The organism is Streptomyces sp. NBC_00237 (assembly GCF_026342435.1).
Taxonomy (GTDB): domain Bacteria; phylum Actinomycetota; class Actinomycetes; order Streptomycetales; family Streptomycetaceae; genus Streptomyces.
This window is the reverse complement of sequence record NZ_JAPEMT010000002.1, coordinates 871,049-888,638: the sequence shown is the minus strand read 5'-3', so window position 1 is coordinate 888,638 and position 17,590 is coordinate 871,049. Positions and strand designations below refer to the sequence as shown.

The following is a 17,590-nucleotide window of genomic DNA, read 5'->3' as shown; positions in this document are numbered from 1 at the left end:
GCATCGTCAGGTACCTCGAACTCCCCGGGCGGTGATGCCTCCAGGAGCGCCACGCTTCCTACGGCCCGTCGCCCGGGGTCCAACGACCGTCCTTCCGACGGCTGTTACACCGCATGTCCCTTCCGTACCACCAGCACATCTCACCCGTAGTGCTCACCTCGGACCGTCCTCCGGGTCGTGCAGCCCTCTTTCCGTCCCCGAATTCCCTTGCCGTGCGCGGCATTTGGGATGCCCCTTTGAACCTTGGGAGACAAGGCACCATGACCCAGCAGTCCACTGAGCCGAAGACGACGGCGGAGGACGCCGGCGCAGGTACGCGCCAGCCCGCCGGACGCTCTTGGCTCGACCGGTACTTCCACATAACGAAGCGCCAGTCCACCGTCGCCCGGGAGGTGCGCGGCGGCATCACCACCTTCATGGCGATGGCGTACATCCTCCTGCTCAACCCGGTGATCCTCAGCGGCCCGGACGCGAAGGGCGGCGTCCTCGGCAATGCCGCGCTGATCACCGCGACCGCGTTCGCCGCGGCCGTCACCACCCTCCTGATGGGCTTCGTCGGCAAGGTCCCCCTCGCCCTCGCGGCCGGTCTCAGCGTCTCCGGCGTGCTCGCCTCGCAGGTCGCACCCAACATGACCTGGGGACAGGCCATGGCGATGTGCGTCATGTACGGCGTCGTGATCATGCTCCTGGTCGTCACCGGGCTGCGCGAGATGATCATGAACGCCATCCCGCTGGCGCTCAAGCACGGCATCACCATGGGCATCGGCCTCTTCATCGCCCTGATCGGGCTGGTCAAGGCCGGTTTCGTGCACCCGGGCAAGGCGACCCCGCTCTCCCTCGGCCCGGCCGGTGAACTCGCGGGCTGGCCCGTCCTGATCTTCGCGGTCACCCTGCTCCTGATCTTCGCGCTCCAGGCCCGCAACGTCCCCGGCGCCATCCTCATCGGCATCGTCGTGGGCACGGTCATCGCCGTCATCGTCAACGCGGTCGCCCCGACCCCGGCGAAGGAGTGGAGCAACGGACGGCCGCCCGCGCTCGACGGCGTGGTCTCGATGCCGGACTTCTCGCTCTTCGGCAAGGTCGAGTTCACCGGCTGGGGCGACATCGGCGTCCTGACCGTCGGCATGATCGTCTTCACCCTGGTGCTCGCCGGGTTCTTCGACGCGATGGCCACCATCATCGGCGTCGGTACGGAAGCCAAGCTCGCCGACGACAAGGGCCGCATGCCGGGCCTGTCCAAGGCCCTGTTCGTCGACGGTGCCGGCGGTGCCATCGGCGGTGTCACGGGTGCCTCCGGCCAGACCGTGTTCGTCGAGTCCGCGACGGGCGTCGGGGAGGGTGCCCGTACGGGTCTCTCCGCGGTCGTCACCGGCCTCTTCTTCGCCGCGTGCGTCTTCTTCACCCCGCTCACCGCGATCGTCCCGGCCGAGGTGGCGTCCGCCGCCCTGGTCGTGATCGGCGCGATGATGATGCAGAACGCCCGCCACGTGGACTGGGCCGACCGCGCCACCGTCATCCCGGTGTTCCTCACGGTCGTCCTGATGCCGTTCACCTACACCATCACCACCGGTGTCGCCGCGGGCGTCATCGCCTGGACCGTCATCAAGGTCGCCCAGGGCAAGGCGCGTGAGCTGGGCGCCTTCATGTGGGCGCTGACGGCGATCTTCGTCATCTACTTCGCCCTGCACCCGATCGAGAAGTGGCTCGGCGTGGGCTGAGCGGTAGTAATGGGACCTGCCCTCCGGGCATTCGTACATCCGTGTGCATCCGTTCCCGTCCCTGAAGGAGACCGCCGTGCTGGACATCGCCGAAGAGCTGGAACGGTGGTCCCGGCAGGGACGGGAGTTCGCGGTCGCCACCGTCGTGGCCACGAACGGAAGCTCGCCCAGGGAACCCGGTGCCGCCCTCGCCGTCGACAGTGAGGGCGAGGCCGTCGGGTCGGTCTCCGGCGGATGCGTGGAAGGCGCGGTCTACGCACTGTGCGAGCAGGCCCTGGCCGACGGCGAGAGCGTGGTCGAACGTTTCGGCTACAGCGACGAGGACGCTTTCGCCGTCGGCCTGAGCTGCGGCGGAGTCATCGACATCCTGGTGACTCCGGTGGATGCCCGCTCGCCTCTGCGCGAGGTCTTCTCCGCCGCGTACGCCGCTGCCGTGGAGGGCGGTTCGGCGGCCCTCGTCCGCGTGGCGCGGGGGCCCGCCGGGCTCCTCGGCCGCGCCTTGCTGGTGCGTGCCGACGGTACGCACGAGGGCGGGTTCGGCGGAGCCCCGGAGCTGGACCGTACCGCTGTCGCGGAGGCCCGCGCGATGCTGGACGCGGGGCGGACGGGGGCCGTCGAGATCGGCGCGGACGGCTCGCGCTGCGGAGAACCGGTGACGCTCCTCGTGGAGTCGAGCGTGCCACCGCCCCGGATGATCGTCTTCGGGGCCATAGATTTCGCCTCGGCACTGGTGAGGGCGGGGAAGTTCCTCGGCTACCACGTGACCGTGTGCGACGCGCGCCCCGTCTTCGCGACGCGGGCGCGCTTTCCGGGTGCGGACGAGGTGGTCGTGGACTGGCCGCACCGGTACCTGTCGGCGACGCGGGACGAGGGCCGTCTCGACGGGCGGACCGTGCTGTGCGTGCTCACGCACGACGCGAAGTTCGACATTCCGCTGCTGGAGCTGGCGCTGAGGCTGCCGGTGGCGTACGTCGGGGCGATGGGGTCGCGCCGCACGCACCTCGACCGCAACGAACGCCTGCGCTCCGTGGGGGTCACCGAGGGGGAACTGGCCCGGCTCCGGTCTCCGATCGGGCTCGATCTGGGGGCGCGGACGCCGGAGGAGACGGCGGTGTCGATCGCGGCGGAGATCGTCGCTGCGCGGCGGGGCGGGACGGGGGTGCCCTTGGCGGGCGCGCACGTTCCGATCCATCGGGAGGGGGCGGGGGTGGCGTAGCCGTGCCGCCGCCCGCACCCTGCTGCGCCTGCGGAGGGCCTCCAGCCCCGTCCCTTCACCTCAACCCTGACGGGGCTGGGGTTACGGATGGGGGCTACGCCCCTCGCCCCCTGCACGGGCTGCGCCCGCGCGTCCTCAAACGCCGGACGGGCTGGAATTGGTGCGGCCGCGCGTCCTCAAACGCCGGACGGGCTGATTTACGCCCCTCCCTGACCCCCCGTCACCCGTCCGGCCACGCACGAATCGCCGCCCCCCGCCCCCTGATGCACCGTTGAGGCCCGGCCCGGCGGCACCCCCAGAACCCCCCTCACTCTTGACGCGCACATGGCCCTGGGCAACTCTCGTGCGGGAACCGCTCCCGCACGCCCTTGCGACCCCGGAGAGCCCCATGCGACCCGAACAGCACGACCGCCCCGTGCCGCACGATCGCACCACCCGGTACGGCGGCCACCCCGTGCCCACCCTGAGCCCCCCCACCCGCCACCGGCGACGCCCCGGGCCCCGCCCCCGCGTCATCGCCCTCGCCGCCCTCCCCCCACTCGCCGCGGGCGTCATCTGGGCCCTCACCTCAGCACCGGCATCCGGCGCGCCGGAACCCGCCGCCGGGCCGCCCGCCCCCGCGCTCGCCGGGAGCCCCCGGCTCTACACCCCACTGGCCAACCCGGACGCGTACAAGCAGGCCCTGAAGCTCACCGGCAGCGCCGCCGGTCTCCGCGACGCCGCCGGGATCATCCGCATGGTCCGTACCCCGCACGCCGTCTGGTACGGGGACCAGGCGCCCGACGTCGTCGAGAAGGACGCCCGCGCGGTCGCCCGCGACGCCGACATCGACGGCTCCATGCCCGTCTTCGCGCTCTACAACATTCCCGGCCGCGACTGCTCCCACTACTCCGCGGGCGGTGCGAGCAACACCGCCGAGTACAAGGCGTGGATCGACGGCGTCGCCAAGGGCATCGGCAAGCGCGACGCGATCGTCGTCCTCGAACCCGACGCGCTCGCACTGCTGCCGTCCGAGTGCGGCAAGGGGGAGGAGGCGGAGAAGACCGCAGCCCGCTACGAAGAGGTCAACTACGCCGTCAGCACCCTCGCCGCCCTCCGCAACACCCGCGTCTACCTCGACACCGGACACGCCGGGTGGCACGACGTCGCCAGCATCGTCCCGCGCCTCGTCAAGGGCGGCATCAAGAACGCCACCGGCTTCTACACCAACGCCTCGAACTACCAGACCGACGAGGTCAACTCCTGGTACGGGAAGCTGATTTCGTCCTGCATCGCGTACGTCGAAGCAGGCGGGAAGGCCGAAGCCTGCCCCTCGCAGAAGGGGTCCAAGGCCGAGGCGCAGGCATGGCTCGACAAGAACGTCACCACGCCCCCCTCCCAGATGAAGCACTTCGTCACCGACACGAGCAGGAACGGGAAGGGCGCCTGGACGCCGCCCGCAGGCAAGTACACCGATCCGCAGGACTGGTGCAACCCGCCGGGACGCGGCCTCGGCGTCCGCCCCACCACCCGCACCGGCGACCCCCTCCACGACGCGAAGCTGTGGATCAAGACGCCGGGCGAGTCCGACGGACTGTGCCTGCGCGGCACGCCGGGACCCAAGGACCCCGAGCGCGACACCGTCGACCCCAAGGCCGGTGACTGGTTCGCGGACCAGGCGCTGGAACTCGTACGGCTGGCCAGCCCGCCGCTGCTGCCGGGCGGACGGGCGGGGGAGGAGACCGAGGGGGACCCCTCGGCCGGAGTCGCGGCGGGCGAGCCCAACCCCGCCGACTAGGAGGCCCCGTACCGCTGTAGCGTGGGCCGGATGGGAACTGCTGTTCATGTCCCGCAGACCCGGGACATGATCGGGGACGAACTCTCCGGCGACGAAGCGCTGATGGCCCTGCGTCACTACGGCGGCCGTCAGTTGCTGCTCGACGCCTTCGCGCGGTTCCGGTACGCGGACGGCTTCAGCAACGCCCGCTCGCTGGGGTACCAGATCGTGCTCGGCATCGTGCCGTTCCTCGTCGCGGTGGTGGGGGCTGCGGCCACCGTCCACAACGAGGCGGTGGGACGGGTCGTCGAGCGGACGCTCGTCGGCATCGTGCCGGGGAACAGCGCCGGCCTCGTCGCCGACGCCTTCGACGAGACGCGGCGCAGCGCGGGCGGCGGCGTGTGGACCGCCGTCGCCATGTGGACCGGGCTCGTCTTCGCCCTGGTCAACCTGACGTCCGCGATGGCCCAGATAGAGCGCGGGGCGAACCGGATCTACGGGATCGAGCGGGACCGGCCCTTCACCCACAAGTACGGGCGGAGTCTGGTGCTGGCCATGGCCGCCGGGATGCCCCTGGTGCTCGGGTTCCTGGCGCTCGTCGCGGGGGACGCGGTCGGCGACGCGCTGGTGGACGCCCTCGGGTGGTCGAAGGCGTCGCTCGGCTGGTGGCACGCCATGGACATCCCTGCCGGGGTGCTGCTGGCGTGGGTGGCCTCGGCGGTGATCCTGCGCTGGTCGCCGCGCAGGCGCCAACCCGGGTACACCTGGCTGGCGTTCGGGTCCGCCGTGCACCTCGTGCTGTGGGTCGGCGCGACCTGGCTGCTCACCTTCTACGTCGCCAAGAGCGGATCGTTCGGCGCCCTGTACGGGCCGCTGACGGCCTTCGTGGCGCTCCTCCTGTGGGCCAACCTCACCGGCGTCGCCCTCTTCCTCGGCGTCGCCTTCGCCGCCCAACTGGAGGCCGCCCGCGCCGGGATCACCGATCCCGTGCGCCCGGACCCCGGGAGGGGCGGCGAGGGGGACTCGCCGCACCCCACGGCGGAGGGGCCCGCGGGCGGCTGACTTGGCTCCCGGGTCAGCGGACCTCGATGCCGATCAGGCACGTGTCGTCGTCCGTGTCCGAGCGGCTGTGCGTGAGCAGCCGGTCGAGGTGCTTCTCCAGCTCCGGCGGCGCGGTGCCCGCCAGCGAGAGGAGCTGCTCCAGGGACTCCTGCACCGTGCGGTCGCGCCGCTCGATGAGGCCGTCCGTGTACATCAGGAGCCGGTCGCCCGGTTCGAGCACGACTTCGTGCTCGGTGTACGGAGCCTCGCCTACCGCACCCAGCAGGATGCCCGGCGGCATCGGCAGCGCCGCCGCCGCCCCGTCCCGTACCAGGACCGGCGGCGGGTGGCCCGCCCGCGCCCAGCGCAGCAGACGCGTCTGCGGGTCGTACACCCCGCAGATCGCGGTGGCGGTGACCTGTTCGGTGAGGTGGTGGGCCACCGAGTTGAGCCAGCCCAGGAGCTGGGCCGGGCCCGCGCCCGTCGCGGCGAGGCCGCGCAGCGCGTTGCGCAGGACGACCATGCCGGTCGCGGCGTCGATGCCGTGGCCCGCGATGTCGCCCACGGCGAGGAGGACCTTGCCGTTGGGCAGCGCCACGGCGTCGTACCAGTCGCCGCCGACCAGGTGTTCTTCCTCGGCGGGCCGGTAGCGCACCGCGACCAGCAGGCCCATGGTGTCCACCGCGTCGCGGGTCGGCGGCATGATCGCCTGCTGGAGCTGGAGGGCCAGCTTGTTGCGGGCCGCCGACTGCTCCTCGGAGTCCGCGAGCCGGTCCCGGGTCGCGGCGAGCGCCACCTCGGTCCAGTGCTGGGAGGAGACGTCCTGGTAGGCGCCCCGGATGGAGAGGATGTTCCCGGCCGGGTCGGTGACCGGCTCCGCGACGATGCGGATGTGCCGCATCACCCCGTCGGCGCGCCGCAGCCTGAAGGCCGTGGACGCCGAGTGGCGGTGGTGCAGGAGCGTGCGCAGGAAGCGGCCGATGGCGACCGAGTCGTCGTCGTGCGCGTGGTGGTGCAGGCGCTCCAGCGGTACCGGCGAGGAGCTGGGCGGCAGCCCGAAGAGGGTGAAGAGCTGGCCGTTCCAGAGGATCTCGCCGGTGACGGTGTTCTCCTCGAACCCGCCGATGCGGCCCAGGCGCTGGGCGTGCTGGAGGAGCGAAGCGAGCCGGGACGCCTCGTCCTCCAGGCGCCAGCTCAGCAGCACGCTGTCGCCGTACCGGCCGAGGCCGACCGAGGCGACCGACACCAACGGCACCTCGTCCACCTGGGAGTTGAGTGTCATCCGCCCCGCCCGGAACGGCTCGCCCGTCGCGTGCACCCTCAACAGGTGCTCGTACAGGCCGCCCTGATGGGCACTCAGCGGGTACGCCTCCAGCCAGCGCATCCCCGTCAGCACGGCCCGGGAGCGGCCCGCGAGGTCGGCGAAGCGCTCGTTGGCGTACGCGATGTGGAAGTCGACGACCTCGTTGCGGTCGTCGAGCAGCGGCAGCAGGACGAGCGCCGGGTCGAGGAGGCCGTCGGCGAGGTCGGCGAGCGGGCCCGCCTGTTCGTCCGGCGGGGAACCCGCCGAAGCGGCGGACACGTCCGTACCCGGCAGGGTGTGCGCGCACAGGTCGGCGAGCGCGTCGAGCTGGCGGGTCGCGGCGGGCGTCAGCGGCGGCTGGGGCTGCGGCCAGCACACCTCCAGTACGCCCAGGATGCGCCCGCCGACCTCGGCGGGCAGGATGCTGCGTGCCCCGTCGGTGCCGTGCCGCAGGCCGATGCCAGGGGCGCCCGGAGGCAGCGTCCCGTACCAGCGCGGACGGCGCTCGGTCAGCACCTGCTGCGCCCAGGTCCCCACGGCGGGCGGAACGTATCTCCACCGCTCGGCCTCGCCGCGCGAGAAGCCCGCGTGACCGGCGAGTATCAGCGCGCCGTCGCGCCCGGCCGCCCACAGCGCGAGCGCGCTCGCGCCCAGCGGTGCGAGCGCCTGCTCGAACAGGGACTGGGCGGCGGTCTGCGCGTCCCCGGTCATCGACCCGGTCTCGGCGGCCCTCAGCCGCAGTACGGTGCCGGGCTTGCTGCCCGTGTCCTGCGCGGACGGCGGGGGATAGGCGGAGGCCGGGAGCGCGTCCGCGACGTGGTCCCCCGCGGCCCCGTTCACGATGTCGGCGGCGAGTTCCAGGAGCGGCACCCGGGCGGACTCGGCGAGCCGCTCCAGGTGCAACGCTGCCTCGGCGGGCCCGCCCTGGCCGCGTTCGACCAGGATTCCGGTGGCGATCCCGATCAACGCACGCGCGTCCGCCGACTCCTGAGCGAGCGTCAGATCGCGCCGCAGCTGCTCGATGGTGGACGCCAGGGCGTCCAGCGGGCGGGGCGTGGGGTGGGCGCCGCGCGCGGAGGGGAAGGGGGAGTGCTGTGCGGTGGAGAGGACTCCCGAAGCGTGGCCGCCGGGTCCGGCCGGGGCGGCGGACACCCCGCCGGAGGGCGCCCCGGAGGTGTCGGCCCCGTCACCGCCGGGGGACCCGGAACCGGCCCGCCCTCCGCCGGAGCCCGGCGGCAGCGGACCGCCCCCGCCCGTCGGCGGCCCGTCGGACGCGGTCGCGGCTTCGGTCCCCGGAGGGACCGTCTCCCCGGTCATCGGGTGAGCCACGTGCGCATGCGGGAGACCAGGTCGCCCGCGTCCACCGGCTTCGTGATGTAGTCGCTCGCGCCCGCCGCCAGGCACTTGTCGCGGTCGCCCTCCATCGCCTTCGCGGTCACCGCGATGATCGGCAGGTCCGCGTACTCCGGCATGGCGCGGATCGCCGCCGTCGCCGCGTACCCGTCCATCTCCGGCATCATCACGTCCATCAGGATGAGCTCGACCCCGCCGTGCAGGGCGAGCACTTCGAGTCCCTTGCGGCCGTTGTCGGCGTGCAGGACGCGCATGCCGTGCAGTTCGAGGATGCCGGTGAGGGCGTACACGTTGCGCGCGTCGTCGTCGACGACCAGGACGACGCGGCCGGTCAGGTCGAGTCCGCCGTCAGGGGCGGGCTCGGAGTGGCGCGGCACGTCCAGGGGGAGCGCGGCGGGGCGGACCAGGGGCAGGACGTCCGCAGGGCGCTCAGCCGTCAGGTGCAGGGCGATGCGTTCCCTCAACTCGTCCAGGCTGGGCAGGAGTTCGAGGGGCTTGGAGCGCGACCATTCGACGATCTGGCGCTCGTGCGAGGCGTCCAGCGGCCGGGTGTGGTGGGCGAGGACGGGCACCTGGCGCAGGGCCGGGTCGCCGTCCAGGGCGGCCAGCAGGCGCATGGCGGAGCCGTCGGGCATGTCGAGGCCGATGACGACGCAGTGACAGGGGTCGGAGGCGAGGGCCGCCGCCGCTTCCTCCGGGCCGACCGCGGTCCGCACGTGGACCGGGCCACGGGTGTCGGGCAGCGAGCCGTCCGCCAGTTCGGCGACCGCGCTCTCCGCGACGAGGGAGAGCAGTCCGCGCGGCCGGTCCTCTATCACCAGGAGCCTGCGCTGCTGGGCGGGCACGACCGCGGAGGGCAGCCCGAGCGCCGTCGCGTCCCGGGCCTTGTCCGCCGGGTCGGCGTACGCGGCCGGGGACTCGAAGCGGGCCACCGGGATGTACAGCGTGAAGGTCGAGCCCTCGCCGGGGGCGCTGGTGACCTGGATCGCGCCGCCGAGCAGGTGCGCCATCTCGCGACTGATGGACAGGCCCAGGCCCGTACCCCCGTACTTGCGGCTCGTCGTGCCGTCCGCCTGCTGGAACGCCCCGAAGATCGCTTCGAGTTGCTGCTCGGCGATGCCGATCCCGGTGTCCATCACGCGGAAGGCCACCGCCGGGCCGTGCGGGCGTACGAGCGGCGGCAGGTCCGCGCCGATCGCCGGGTCGATGCGCAGCTCCACCGCGCCCGCCTCGGTGAACTTCACCGCGTTGGAGAGGAGGTTGCGCAGCACCTGGCGCAGACGGGAGTCGTCCGTGACGAGTTCCGCGGGGGCGCCGGGGGCGACGCTGATCCGGAAGTCGAGACCCTTCTGCGCGGTCATCGGGCGGAACGTCGCCTCGATGTAGTCGAGCAGGGCGCGCAGGCCGACCGGCTCCGGGTTGACGTCCATCTTGCCCGCCTCGACCTTCGACAGGTCCAGGATGTCGTTGATCAGCTGGAGCAGGTCGGAGCCCGCCGAGTGGATGACGCCCGCGTACTCGACCTGCTTGGCGGAGAGGTTGCGGGTCGGGTTCTGGGCGAGCAACTGGGCCAGGATGAGGAGGGAGTTGAGCGGGGTGCGCAGCTCGTGGCTCATGTTCGCCAGGAACTCCGACTTGTACTTCGAGGCGATGGACAGCTGCTGCGCGCGGTCCTCCAGCTCCTGCCGGGCCTGCTCGATCTCCAGGTTCTTCGCCTCGATGTCCCGGTTCTGGGACGCCAGCAGGGCCGCCTTCTCCTCCAGTTCGGCGTTGGAGTGCTGCAACTCCTCCTGCTGCGACTGGAGTTCTTCGGAACGCGACTGCAACTCGGTGGCCAGGCGCTGCGACTCGCCGAGCAGTTCGTCCGTGCGGGCGTTGGCGACGATGGTGTTGACGTTGACGCCGACGGTCTCCATCAGCTGTTCCAGGAAGTCCCGGTGCACCGGGGTGAACCCGCCCACCGAGGCCAGCTCGATCACGCCGAGCACCTGCCCCTCGACGGCGATCGGCAGCACCAGCAGGCTCCGCGCGTCCGTCGACCCGAGACCGGAGGACACGGTGACGTACCCCGAAGGCAGCTCGTCGACGGCGATCGTACGGCGGCTGCGCGCCACCTGCCCGACCAGCGACTGGCCCAGCTCGAAGCGGACCGGGCGGTCCTGGGAGCCCATGAAGTGCCCGTACCAGCCGATGAGTTCGAGCTCGGGCTGACGGCCGGTGTCGTGCGCCAGGTAGAAGGCGCCGTACTGCGCGCCGACCAGCGGCGTCAGCTCGTCCATGATGAGTTCGGCGACGACGGTCAGGTCGCGCTGACCCTGCATCAGGCCCGAGATGCGGGCCAGGTTGGTCTTGAGCCAGTCCTGCTCCTGGTTGGCCCGGGTGGTCTCGCGCAGGGACTCCACCATCGAGTTGATGTTGTCCTTGAGCTCGGAGACCTCACCGGACGCGTCCACGGTGATGGAGCGGGTCAGGTCGCCCTCGGCGACGGCACTGGTCACCTCGGCGATGGCGCGCACCTGCCGGGTGAGGTTCCCGGCCAGCTCGTTCACGTTCTCCGTGAGGCGCTTCCAGGTGCCCGACACGCCCTCGACCTCGGCCTGTCCACCGAGACGGCCCTCGGAGCCGACCTCGCGGGCCACGCGGGTGACCTCGGCGGCGAACGACGACAGCTGGTCGACCATCGTGTTGATGGTGGTCTTCAGCTCCAGGATCTCGCCGCGCGCGTCGACGTCGATCTTGCGGGTCAGATCGCCCTGCGCGACGGCGGTGGTCACCTGGGCGATGTTGCGGACCTGCCCGGTGAGGTTGTTCGCCATCGAGTTGACGTTGTCGGTGAGGTCCTTCCAGGTCCCGGCCACGTGCGGCACGTGCGCCTGCCCGCCGAGGATGCCCTCGGTGCCGACCTCGCGGGCCACCCGGGTCACCTCGTCGGCGAACGCGGAGAGGGTCGTCACCATCGTGTTGATGACCCCGGCGAGTGCGGCGACCTCGCCCTTCGCCTCGACGTTGATCTTCTGCGACAGATCGCCCTTGGCGACGGCCGTGGCGACCTGGGCGATCGACCGCACCTGCCCGGTGAGGTTGGACGCCATCACGTTGACGTTGTCCGTGAGGTCCTTCCAGGTGCCGGAGACGCCGCGCACGGTCGCCTGCCCGCCGAGGTTGCCCTCGGTGCCCACCTCACGGGCGACGCGGGTGACCTCGTCCGCGAAGGCGGAGAGCTGGTCGACCATCGTGTTGATGGTCTCCTTCAGCTCCAGGATCTCGCCGCGCGCGTCGACCCGGATCTTCTGCGAGAGGTCGCCCTTGGCGACGGCGGTGGTCACCTGGGCGATGTTCCGCACCTGCGAGGTGAGGTTGTTCGCCATGACGTTGACGGACTCGGTGAGGTCCTTCCACGTACCGGAGACGCCCTGTACGTCGGCCTGCCCGCCGAGCCTGCCCTCGGTGCCCACCTCGCGGGCCACGCGGGTGACCTCGTCCGCGAACGACGACAGCTGGTCGACCATCGTGTTGATGGTGTTCTTCAGCTCGTGGATCTCGCCCTGCGCGTCGACGTCGATCTTGCGCGTCAGATCGCCCTTGGCGACGGCGGTGGCGACCTGCGCGATGTCCCGCACCTGGGTGGTCAGGTTCCCCGCCATCGCGTTGACGGAGTCGGTGAGGTCCTTCCAGGTGCCGTCCACGCCGGGCACCTCGGCCTGGCCGCCGAGCCGTCCGTCGGTGCCGACCTCGCGGGCGACGCGGGTCACCTCGGAGGTGAAGAGCGAGAGCTGGTCGACCATGCCGTTGAAGACCTGGGCGATCTCGCCGAGGAGGCCGTCGCGGTCGTCCGGCAGCCGGGTGCCGAAGTCCCCGTCGCGTACGGCGGTGAGCCCGGCCAGCAGCTGGCGCAGCTCGGGCTCGCCGACCGAGCCGCCGGGCTGCGGGGGGTGCTGAGCATGCGGGGCTGGGGCCGGGGGGCCCGCCACTCCGGCGGCTCCGGTGCCCTGGGCGGCGGGGCGGCGTGCGGCACGGGGCTTGGCGGAGGCCGTGCCCGTACCCGTACGGCTGCGGGGAGTCTTGGCGCGGCCCTTGCCCGCGGGGGTGGCGGAGGCGGCGTCCGGGCTGGGCTCCGTAGGGGACTCCGTACGGGAAGAGTCGCCTGAGGGGGAGCCTGGCCTTGGTGGCGACTCCGGCGGGGCGGCCGTGGCCACTGCCGCGTCCGTGCCCGCACTCGGTGACGCGGTACGCGCCGTACTCGCGGTACGCGCGGTACTCGCCGTACGCGCCGCTTCGACGGCGCCGGACCGTCCGCCGTTCTCGGAACCCGTAGTCCCCATGGTTCTGTCCCACCCCTTTGTGACGTGCTCGACACCGGCCCGCGCAGGGGGCGGCTCCGGTACGACCAGCTCACTTCCGAACGGGCGTTCCGTGGGTCATGGTGCCACAGTTGCCGTACGACAATTTTTGTCGTTCCCGCGCTCGGTCGCCCCGCGCCCACGGGGGCCGGACGGTGAGCGGGGGCGCTCGTGGAGCTCATAGCTCTCACTCGAAAGGGTATGCGCTCGATTGCATGGCCGATACGGGCGGGCGGGGTGCTCGACGGAGAGTCGGCGCGAGGAGGGCCGGGACATGACGGAGCCGGTGACCAGGAAGAGAGAAGGCCGTCCGCACGGGCGCACGGAGAGCCATGGGCGTACCGAGAGCAACGGGCGCGCCGAGAAGCGCGGACGCGCCGAGAGCGAGGAAGAGCGGGCCGACCGGCAGTGGGCCGAACTGGTGCAGGAGATCCGGGTGGCCCAGACCGGCGTGCAGATCCTCTTCGGATTCCTGCTCACCGTGGTCTTCACCCCGGCGTTCCAGGGCCTGGAACAGACGGACAAGACCATCTACATCATCACGGTGGTGCTCGGCTCGACGGCCACCGGCGCACTCATCGGCCCCGTCTCCTTCCACCGGATCGTCTCGGGCCGCCGGATCAAGAACAAGGCCGTCAGCTGGGCCTCGCGGCTGACCTTCCTCGGTCTCGTGCTGCTGCTGGCCACGCTGTGCTCGGCGCTGCTGCTGGTGATGCGGGTGGCCACGCACAACGCGTTCGCGCCGTGGCTCGTCGCGGGGGTGTTCGCCTGGTACCTGCTGTGCTGGTTCGTGCTGCCGTTCTGGGCACGCTGGAAGCACACCGACTGACCGTACGGGCGGGCGCACCGGCACCCACGACGGCTGCCCCACCCACTCCGACAGCCTCTCCGCTCCAGCGAAGTTCACTCGTGTGGGCGACGCTGAAGGCGCGTCCCGCCGGGCTCCGGGGGGACAGGCCCCAGGGACCATCGGCACCCGATGCGGGACTTTCGGCCCCCGCGCGCGGTGCGGCGCGCCTCCTACCTTGAAGGATCGACTGGCCGAGCCCCGGCCACGCCGGGACCCGAAGAGGTACGAGGAAGAATGCGCCGCACCACCACGTCCGCCGTCCGCATCCCCGTCGCGGTGGCGGCGCTCACCCTCGCCGCCACGGCCTGCGGCAGCGAGGGCACCCGAGCGCTCGCCCCCGCGGACCACGCGCAGGCCGTCGACGTCGAACTCAAGGCCCCCTCCGCCACCCCCGTCCCGCCCGCGCAGCCCGTCCCGCCCGCCGAGAAGCTGGCCGCGCCCCGCCGTACGGTCGCCCCGCAGGTGGCCCCGCTGAACGGATCGACGGTCGGCGTCGGCCAGCCCCTCGCCCTGGTCTTCAAGGCCCAGAAGGTCGACGCGTCCCTCCGCGCCGGGATCGAGGGCGCCCTCAAGGTCACCACCTCCACCCCCCTCACCGGCGCCTGGCACTGGGCGGAGTCCCAGGGCGACACCCTCCTCCACTTCCGCCCCGAGCACTACTGGCCCGCCCACACGAAGATCACCCTCGACGCCCGCCTCTCCCATGTGAAGCTCACCGACGGCACGGCCGTCGACCGCGACCGCAAGCTCTCCTTCACCACCGGCGACTCCATGGTCAACAAGGTCGACCTGGCCGCCCACACCATGACGGTCGTCCGCAACGGCGACGTCGCCCGGGTCATCCCCGTCAGCGGCGGCGAGGAGCGCTTCAAGACGCGTGAGGGCGTCAAGACCGTCCTCGCCAAGGACGGCCGCGTGATCATGGACTCCCGCACCATCGGCATCCCGCGCGACAGCCCGGACGGCTACTACGACCCGTACGACTGGAGCATGCGGGAGACGATCAGCGGCGAGTACCTCCACGCCGCCCCCGACAACGCGGCCTCCTTCGGCAAGGAGAACGTCAGCCACGGCTGCATCGGCATGTCCGACGCGAACGCCAAGTGGCTCTACGGCCTGAGCCGCGTCGGCGACGTCATCGAGGTCACCGGCACGACGGGCAAGCCGATGGACCACTTCGGCAACGGCTACGGCGACTGGAACCTGACCTGGGCCGACTGGCTCGCGGGCAGTGAACTGGGCGAACGCCCCACACGCTGACCCGAGTTGATTGCCGCGCAGGCGTGCCCCCCGTACCGTCAGCCGCATGCGCCTCACCAAATACACTCACTCCTGCGTCCGCCTGGAGCGGTCGGACCTCGGCGTCCTGGTCGTCGACCCGGGGGCCTGGAGCGAGCCCGAAGCCCTCCGGGGCGCGGACGCCGTGCTCGTCACCCACGAACACGCCGACCACATCGACGTGTCGCACCTGCGCGGCCTCGGCATCCCCGTCTACGCGCCCGAGGGGGCGGCCGTCCCCGGCCTCGACGCCATCGAGGTCCGCGCGGGAGACGCCTTCAACGCCGCGGGCTTCCGCGTCACGGCCCACGGCGGCAGCCACGCCCGCATCTACGGCGACGTCCCGGACTGCGCGAACCTGGGCTACCTGATCGAGGAGACCGTCTACCACCCCGGCGACTCCCTGCACGCCCCCGACGTCCCGGTCCCCACCCTCCTGGTCCCCCTGCACGCCCCCTGGATGCGGATCAGCGAGGCCATCGACTTCACCCGCACGGTCCGCCCGGAGCGCGCCGTCGGCATCCACGACGCCCAGCTGAACACCCGCGGCCTGGACAGCGCCAACGGCTGGCTGGAAGAGGTGGGCGGGACCGACTACCGCTATCTGGAGCCCGGTTCACAGCTCTGAGGGCCGGTGCGACCGGCACGGGCGAGCGCCTCCACGAGGCGACTTCGCCCTCCCCGGATTCGTTCTCCCCGGATTCCTCCTCCCCGACTTCGTCCTCCCCGGATTCTCGTCGGCCACGGCCCGTTCCCGGCTGTGCGCTGTCGTGCCAACTCCTGGGCGCAGGAGGTCAACTCGGCCGATCGGGTCGCTCGTAGCGTGAAGGAGTGCCGAGCCGCAGACGCGGCGGGTGCGCTACCGATTGCTCCGAGAGGACCCCTCATGTTCGACATCAACAAGGTGCAGGCAGCCCCGAGCGCGGACCTGCTCACGCCCGACAACGCGGTCATGCTCTTCGTGGACCACCAGCCGCAGATGTTCTTCGGCACCGGGAGCGGCGACCGCACCGCGATCATCAACAGCACCGTGGGTCTCGCCAAGGCGGCCCGGGCGTTCGACGTCCCGGCCGTCCTGACCACGGTCGCCGCCGAGTCGTTCTCCGGGCCCCTGCTGCCCCAGCTCGCCGAGGTGTTCCCCGGGCAGGAGGCCATCGACCGTACGTCCATGAACGCCTGGGAGGACGAGGCACTCGTGGCGGCGGTCAAGGCGACCGGACGCAAGAAGATCATCCTGTCCGGCCTGTGGACCGAGGTCTGCCTGGTGCTGCCCGCACTGTCCGCGCTGGAGCAGGGATACGAGGTGTACGTGGTCTCCGACGCCTCCGGCGGCGTCAGCCCGGCCGCCCACGAGCACGCGATCCAGCGGATGATCGCCGCCGGAGCGGTACCGGTCACCTGGGTGCAGGTGCTCCTGGAACTCCAGCGCGACTGGGCGCGCCAGGAGTCGTACGGCGCGGTCATGGAGATCGTCAAGGCCCACGCGGGCGCGTACGGCCTGGGCGTCGTGTACGCGCAGAGCGTCATCGGCGCGCACGCGGCCGGCTGACCCCCGTGGACACCGGCATTCTGATCCTGCGTCTGCTGGTGGGACTGCTCGTCGCCGGTCACGGTGTGCAGAAGATCAGCTCACACCTGGGCGGCAAGGGCCTCGCGGGCGGTACCGAGGAGTTCCGCGCCGACGGTTTCCGCGGCGGAGCCCTCACCGCCCTGGCGGCGGGCGGTGGCCAGATCGGATCGGGCCTGCTGCTCGCCGCAGGTCTCCTGACCCCGCTCGCCGCGACCGGCGTCATCGGGGTCATGACGGTCGCGCTCACCGTGAAACGGCGCCACGGGCTCTGGGTGCAGAACGACGGATACGAGTACCCGCTCGTCCTCATCGGCACCGCCGCGGCCCTCGCCGCCACCGGACCCGGCGGCTGGTCCCTCGACGCGGCTCTCGGCCTCACGCCGTACCCGCTGTGGTGGGCCGCCCTCGCGCTCGTGGCCGGTCTCGGCAGCGGGCTCCTCACCCGGCTCGTCCTGCACCGGCCCGCCGCCCCGGCGATCGCCGAGCGCTGAGCGCGAGCCCCTCAGACCGGGGCCGGCCGCCCGTGTACCCCCGACCGGGCGGCCGGGCCCTCCCCACCCTCATCCTCCGAACGGGAACAACCCATGGACACCCTCACGACCCCGTCCGGCGGCGGCCAGCCGCTGCTGCACCAGAAGGGCGCCGAGACCCAGGCGTTCGGCACGCTCAAGCAGCTGCCGATCGGGCTCGGCCACGACACCCGCAGGTACGCGTGCCAGCGGCTGAACCGCGTACTCGCCGACACGCAGATCCTGTACTCCCTCTACAAGAAGCACCACTGGCTCATGCGCGGGGCGACCTTCTACGCGCTCCACCTGATGCTGGACAAGCACGCGGAAGCCCAACTGGCCATCGTGGACGCGCTGGCCGAGCGGATCCAGAGCCTCGGCGGCGTCGCCGTCGGAGACCCGCGCCACGTCGCGGAGCTGACCGCCGTACCCCGGCCGCCGAACGGCGTCGAGCCGGTGCCCGTCATGCTGTCGCGGCTCCTCGACGCGCACGAGCGGATCCTGATCGACGCGCGGGACGCCGCCGCCCGGATCTCGGCGGAGGGCGACGAGGGCAGCACCGACCTCCTCGTCTCCGACGTCGTCCGCACCGGCGAGGCACAGGTGTGGTTCCTGGCCGAGCACTTGGTGGACACCCCCCTGGTGCACGCCTGACG

General features: G+C 72.0%; 12 protein-coding genes. 10 read left to right on the top strand and 2 right to left on the bottom strand.

Annotated elements, in window-relative coordinates; translation table 11 throughout:
* The first annotated feature begins 260 nt into the window (after positions 1-260).
* The 4 genes from OG897_RS18175 to OG897_RS18160 all read left to right on the top strand — a co-directional run bounded on the left by OG897_RS18175 (position 261) and on the right by OG897_RS18160 (position 5,752).
* Positions 261-1,718 carry an NCS2 family permease gene (locus tag OG897_RS18175; RefSeq protein ID WP_266658091.1) on the top strand — a complete coding sequence of 486 codons (1,458 nt, stop codon included), beginning with the start codon at positions 261-263 and terminating at the stop codon, positions 1,716-1,718.
* A gap of 76 nt (positions 1,719-1,794) precedes the next feature.
* Entirely contained in the window at positions 1,795-2,934 is a 1,140-nt protein-coding gene (locus OG897_RS18170) for an XdhC family protein (RefSeq protein WP_266658089.1), read from the top strand.
* Between the two features lie 388 nt (positions 2,935-3,322).
* Entirely contained in the window at positions 3,323-4,711 is a 1,389-nt protein-coding gene (locus OG897_RS18165) for a glycoside hydrolase family 6 protein (RefSeq protein WP_266658087.1), read from the top strand.
* A gap of 30 nt (positions 4,712-4,741) precedes the next feature.
* Positions 4,742-5,752, top strand: a complete 1,011-nt coding sequence (locus OG897_RS18160) for a YihY/virulence factor BrkB family protein (protein WP_266658085.1) — start codon at positions 4,742-4,744, stop codon at positions 5,750-5,752.
* 13 nt (positions 5,753-5,765) lie between these two features.
* On the opposite strand, the gene OG897_RS18155 is transcribed toward OG897_RS18160, so the two are convergent.
* The gene (locus OG897_RS18155; protein WP_266658083.1) at positions 5,766-8,351 is read right to left on the bottom strand and encodes a SpoIIE family protein phosphatase; all 2,586 of its coding nucleotides are present in this window, start codon (positions 8,349-8,351) and stop codon (positions 5,766-5,768) included.
* Entirely contained in the window at positions 8,348-12,709 is a 4,362-nt protein-coding gene (locus OG897_RS18150) for a HAMP domain-containing protein (protein ID WP_266658081.1), read from the bottom strand. The genes OG897_RS18155 and OG897_RS18150 overlap by 4 nt, the downstream gene beginning before the upstream one ends.
* A gap of 292 nt (positions 12,710-13,001) precedes the next feature.
* Between OG897_RS18150 and OG897_RS18145 the strand changes: the two genes are divergently transcribed.
* The 6 genes from OG897_RS18145 (at position 13,002) to OG897_RS18120 (ending at position 17,588) form a co-directional block, all read left to right on the top strand.
* Positions 13,002-13,556, top strand: coding sequence for a DUF6328 family protein (locus OG897_RS18145; RefSeq protein ID WP_266658079.1), 555 nt, complete (start codon positions 13,002-13,004; stop codon positions 13,554-13,556).
* A gap of 255 nt (positions 13,557-13,811) precedes the next feature.
* Complete coding sequence (locus OG897_RS18140) at positions 13,812-14,837, top strand: L,D-transpeptidase (protein WP_266658077.1); 1,026 nt, start codon at positions 13,812-13,814, stop codon at positions 14,835-14,837.
* Between the two features lie 46 nt (positions 14,838-14,883).
* Positions 14,884-15,483: an MBL fold metallo-hydrolase gene (locus tag OG897_RS18135; protein WP_266658075.1), complete on the top strand. Its 600-nt coding sequence runs from the start codon at positions 14,884-14,886 to the stop codon at positions 15,481-15,483.
* A gap of 258 nt (positions 15,484-15,741) precedes the next feature.
* Complete coding sequence (locus OG897_RS18130) at positions 15,742-16,404, top strand: hydrolase (protein WP_266658073.1); 663 nt, start codon at positions 15,742-15,744, stop codon at positions 16,402-16,404.
* A 5-nt stretch (positions 16,405-16,409) separates the two neighbouring features.
* Positions 16,410-16,916 carry a DoxX family membrane protein gene (locus OG897_RS18125; RefSeq protein WP_266658071.1) on the top strand — a complete coding sequence of 169 codons (507 nt, stop codon included), beginning with the start codon at positions 16,410-16,412 and terminating at the stop codon, positions 16,914-16,916.
* 93 nt (positions 16,917-17,009) lie between these two features.
* The gene (locus tag OG897_RS18120; RefSeq protein WP_266658069.1) at positions 17,010-17,588 is read left to right on the top strand and encodes a Dps family protein; all 579 of its coding nucleotides are present in this window, start codon (positions 17,010-17,012) and stop codon (positions 17,586-17,588) included.
* The last annotated feature ends 2 nt before the right edge of the window (positions 17,589-17,590 follow it).